A 4860-nucleotide genomic window follows, 5' to 3' on the forward strand; every position below is an offset into this window, starting at 1 on the left:
CGCGCCGCCGCCGACGATCTTGCGCGCACCGACGCCGCGCGAAGATCTGACGCATCAAGATCAAGCCGCGTGATCGAAATGCCCCTCGCTATCCAAACTCCGCGAATCGCTCAGGCACAAAGCGAATCACAGAACCAAACACTCCAGAATCTCAGCGCGTCACTCAAGACGCAAAACCGTATCACATCGCCGGCGTCAATTCCCCCAGCATGGTGGGGATGAGTTCGGAGACGGTCGGGTGGATCGGCACGGCGCGCTGCAACGTCGTGTACGACGCCCCGGCATTCATCATGTCCAAGATGCCGTGGATCGCCTCGTCGCCACCGGTGCCGAGGACGGCGGCGCCAAGGATACGCTTGGTCTCGGCATCGACGACGACCTTTATGAAGCCCTGCGTCTCGCCTTTCTCCACGGCGCGGCCGACCCGCGTCATCGCCCGCTTGCCAACGAGCAGAGCACGACCCGTGGCGCGCGCAGCAGTCTCCGTCATGCCCACGCGCCCGAGCGGTGGATCGGTATAGAGCGCGTAGGCGGGCACACGTTCGCTCAGCTTCCAGTCCTGCCCGTCCAGCAGATTTGCGGCCACGATCTCGAAGTCGTTATAGGCGGTGTGGGTGAAGGCGCCGCGGCCGTTGCAGTCGCCCATCGCCCAGATACCGGGCACGTTCGTGGCCAGGGAGTCGTCAACCCTAATATAGCCGCGCGCGTCGGTCTCGACACCCGCGGCCTCAAGCCTGAGATCGTCGGTGTTGGGCCGGCGACCAACCGCCAGCAGGAGATGCGATCCCACGATCTCCGGCCCGCCGCTCGCACTGTCGACCGCGGCGGCCACGCCTTTCTCATGCGGCGCGAGCCGGATGCATTTGGCGCCGACGCGGATGCCGATGCCCTCCGCCGCCAGAATGTCGGCGATCGCCGCCGAGACATCCTCATCCTCGCGCGACACGAGGCGATCGCCCATCTCCACGACGGTGACCTTGGCGCCGAAGCGGCGATACATCTGGGCAAATTCGAGCCCGATATAGCTGCCGCCGATCACGACAAGATGCGTCGGCAGATGGTCGAGTTCGACCATGTCGCTGTTGGTCAGGAAGGGTACGGTGTGGATGCCGGGTATGTCCGGCACGGCGGCGCGTCCACCGACATTGATGAAGATGCGGGGAGCACTCAGCACCTCATCCCCGACGCGGAGCCGATCCGGCCCCTCGAAGCGGGCATGGCCGTGCAGCACGGTGCAGCCTGGCATGCCGCCCAGCCAGGTTTCGACCCCCTGCCGGGAGTCGGCAATCACCTTGCCGGCACGCGCCTTCACGCGCGCCATGTCCATGGCTGGCGGCCCGTCGAGGACCACGCCATATTCCGCCGCGCGGGCGGCCATGCGGGCCGCATAGGCGCTTGCCACCAGCGTCTTGGTCGGCTTGCAGCCGGTGTTCACGCAGGTGCCGCCGAAGTATTTGCGCTCGATGATGGCGACACGCATGCCGGCGTCGGTGAGGCGCCCGGCCAGCGGCGGCCCGGCCTGCCCGGCGCCGACGATGATCGCGTCGAAGGTGAGGCTCATGACAGCACCGCGACTTTCCGAAGAGACGTTGTGAGACAGTTGGAGCCGGCCATCCCGGCGCCGGCTTTCCGTGCGGCTTTGGCGGCGGCAACGATCTTCCTGTCCATCTTGAGCCCTTCCGAATGATGGCGTTTCATGACCAGCCGCGAGAGGCTGCGCCAACCTCCCCCAATGGAGATTCCGAGGGTACTGTTGCCGTAAAACAAGCCCGAAGTTGCGACCCGCTGGCAGCAGCACGCATCGCGAACCCGCGAACACCCAGATCTCTTGGCAACACATCTCGAAGAACTGCGTCTGTGGGGACGCAAGACCGGCATCCGCAGCGAGTATACGAACAGTGTGACCCAGGTGCACAGAATGAACCACGGTCGTAGAATCGGTTCCGCAGAACGTCGCGCAGATCGCGGTGGATGGCCTGCCAACGACATCAATCTTGGCCCCAGGCGGAAACTCCGAGGCCTTCTGGCACTTCTGTCAGGATTGTCCGAATTCAACGCGAGCGGCACCGTGAGCGGCGCGCTGCAAAAAATCTAGGGGAGCAACCCGCCATGAACGCCATCGATCGCGGCGCTGCCAGAACCACCCACCCAGCCGTCGAACATTATGCGCGGGTGCGGTCGAAAACGGAAACCTTGGCGGCCTCTCTGTCGCCCGAGGATCAGGTTGTCCAATCCATGCCAGATGCGAGCCCGACGAAATGGCACCGGGCGCATACGACCTGGTTTTTCGAGACCTTTCTGCTGCTGCCCTTCCTGCCCGGCTATAACAGGGTCAATGAAAGCTTTGCCGTCCTCTTCAACTCCTACTACGTGGCCGCGGGGCCCCGGCATGCGCGGCCGCAACGTGGCATCCTGACCCGTCCCAGCAATGCCGAGATCGCGGCGTATCGCGCTGCGGTCGACCTTGCCATGACACAGTTACTGCGCGACCCGCCGGCAGAGGCGCTGCCGTTGATCGAGCTCGGTCTCCATCACGAGGAGCAGCATCAGGAATTGCTGCTGACCGACATCCTGCATGTTCTCTCGGGCAATCCGCTACGCCCAGCCTATGACGCCGGATGGCGTGAGCCGGCGACCACCGACGGCGCCTCCCGCATGCTCGACGGTCCGGAGGGCGTCGTGGAGATCGGCTATGGCGGACCGGACTTCGCCTTCGACAATGAGACCCCGCGCCACCGGACTTATCTGGCGCCCTTCCGCATTTCCGACCGGCTGACCCGCAACGGCGAATGGCTCGCTTTCATGGAGGATGGCGGCTACCGGAACGCGCTCCTCTGGATGAGCGACGGCTGGGCCGCCTGCCAGGCCGAAGGTTGGGAGGCGCCACTTTACTGGGAGCGCCGCGACGGTGCGTGGTGGCAGTTCGGCCTGGGCGGCCTGCGGCCGGTCGACCCGCTCCTGCCCGTTAGGCACATCTCCTGGTACGAGGCGGACGCCTTCGCCCGTTGGGCCGGCAAGCGCCTGCCGACCGAGCAGGAATGGGAAGCCGCGGTGACCCTGGCGGGCTTCGCTGAGCGGTCCGACATCGCCTGGCAATGGACGGGCAGTGCCTATCGCCCCTATCCCGGCTTCACGCCTTGGGCGGGCGCCGTCGGCGAGTACAATGGCAAGTTCATGATCGGGCAGATGGTGCTGCGCGGCGGCTCGCTGGCGACGCCGCCCGGACATGCGCGTCCGAGCTACCGCAATTTCTTTCCGCCCAATGCGCGTTGGCAGTTCACCGGCCTTCGGATGGCGGAGGATGCGGCGTGAGCGGCGCGGCCAATCGCGATGCCGCGACGGCGCAGGCCGAGGCGCTTCGCGCCGACGCGTTGGCCGGACTTGCCGGTGCGCCGAAGACCCTCCCCTGCAAATGGCTCTACGACGCAGAGGGCTGCCGATTGTTCGAAGCCATCACCCGACTCCCGGAATACTACCCCACACGCACGGAGGTGCGGATTCTGCAGGAGAGCGGCCCGGATATCGCCGCTACCATTGGCCCCGGCGCGGCGGTCGTCGAATTTGGCCCGGGCGACGGCGCCAAGGCCGTGCAACTGCTTGGCACGCTTCAAGCGCCGGCCGCCTATCTTCCCGTGGATATCGCCCCCGAGTGGCTGGATGCGGCGGTCGCGCGCGTGTCCGCCGCTTTCCCCGGCCTCAGGGTCCGACCCGTGGTGGCGGATTTCACGCTGCCCTTCGACTTGGCGGGACGGGCCGCTGGCAGCACAACTCATGTGGGATTCTTCCCCGGCTCCACCATCGGCAATTTCGAGCCACAGGAGGCCGTCGCCTTCTTGCGCCGCGCCCGGGCCAGCCTGCGGCCCGGGGCACGGATGCTGCTCGGCGCCGATCTCGTGAAGGAGGCCGCAATCCTGGAGGCCGCCTATGACGATACGGCCGGCGTCACGGCCGCTTTCGATCTCAACCTGCTCGCCCGATTGAATCGCGAGGCCGGTGCCAACTTCGACCTCGCTGCCTTCCGTCACGAAGCACGCTGGAATACACGGTTGGAACGGATCGAGATGCATCTGGTTGCCCGGCATGCCCAGAGCGTACTGGTCGCCGGGCATTGCTTCCGCTTTGCCGCAGGCGAGAGCATCCATACCGAAAGCAGCCACAAATACCGGCCGGATCGTCTCCGCGTGCTCGCAGAGGCCGCGGGGTGGCGGCCTGTCCAGATGTGGACCGATCCGGAGCAACTTTTCTCAGTCTGGTTGCTGGAAGGCTGACCCGCGAGCCGCTTGCTGTTTTGAGAGCATGATCCACGCTTCCGGTGACTCCCTCCGCAACGATCCTGCTCTGACGACCGGCGCATCGACGGGAGGTGCACAGGAGTTTTTCGGATTCTGGTCGCCTGCTGTCTGTCCGCTTCTGCGTCTGAGAGAGCAGAGAGCGGACATTGGCTGAGAGCCCATCTCATCAAGCCAACGCCGCGCCGAGGTTGTCCGCCCCTCCGCCTACGGCTGCGGGCCAGACGACCGCAGTGCACATCAACGTACCAAGCAGGGGTCCCCATTCGAAGCCGATGCGGGGTCTCCGATCCCGTGCGGACTGACAAGCATGGCTCCGGTCCTGGTGATCAATCTTGCAGCCTTGTCTACGGATCGCCTTACAGTGCGCGACATGACTGACCGCGGGGCGCCGGTAGGCATGAAAAGAACACGAATTTGCACGCATAAAGACCCCATATAAATCTTAAATTATACGTAGTTATCAATTCATTGGCGGGCCGGACTGCACCCAGCATGACCCTTCTTCTGACAGGCGGCCTCGGCTTTATCGGCTCGGCCGTGATGCGTCGGCTGCTTTCGACCACCGATG

Annotated in this window: 3 protein-coding genes; 2 read left to right on the forward strand and 1 reads right to left on the reverse strand. The window is 65.0% G+C overall.

All coding sequences use genetic code 11. From position 1 onward, the window contains the following. Positions 1–181: 181 nt before the first annotated feature. Positions 182–1927: an FAD-containing oxidoreductase gene (locus IEY36_RS30190; protein WP_229681720.1), complete on the reverse strand. Its 1746-nt coding sequence runs from the start codon at positions 1925–1927 to the stop codon at positions 182–184. A 44-nt stretch (positions 1928–1971) separates the two neighbouring features. Between IEY36_RS30190 and egtB the strand changes: the two genes are divergently transcribed. Then, on the forward strand, positions 1972–3312 hold the full coding sequence (egtB, locus tag IEY36_RS30195) for an ergothioneine biosynthesis protein EgtB (RefSeq protein ID WP_229681721.1): 1341 nt from the start codon (positions 1972–1974) through the stop codon (positions 3310–3312). Further along, complete coding sequence (gene egtD / locus IEY36_RS30200) at positions 3309–4268, forward strand: L-histidine N(alpha)-methyltransferase (RefSeq protein WP_188974002.1); 960 nt, start codon at positions 3309–3311, stop codon at positions 4266–4268. Before egtB ends, egtD begins: the two co-directional genes overlap by 4 nt. Positions 4269–4860 lie beyond the last annotated feature (592 nt).

This window comes from Neoroseomonas lacus, from assembly GCF_014644535.1.
Taxonomy (GTDB): Bacteria; Pseudomonadota; Alphaproteobacteria; order Acetobacterales; family Acetobacteraceae; genus Neoroseomonas; species Neoroseomonas lacus.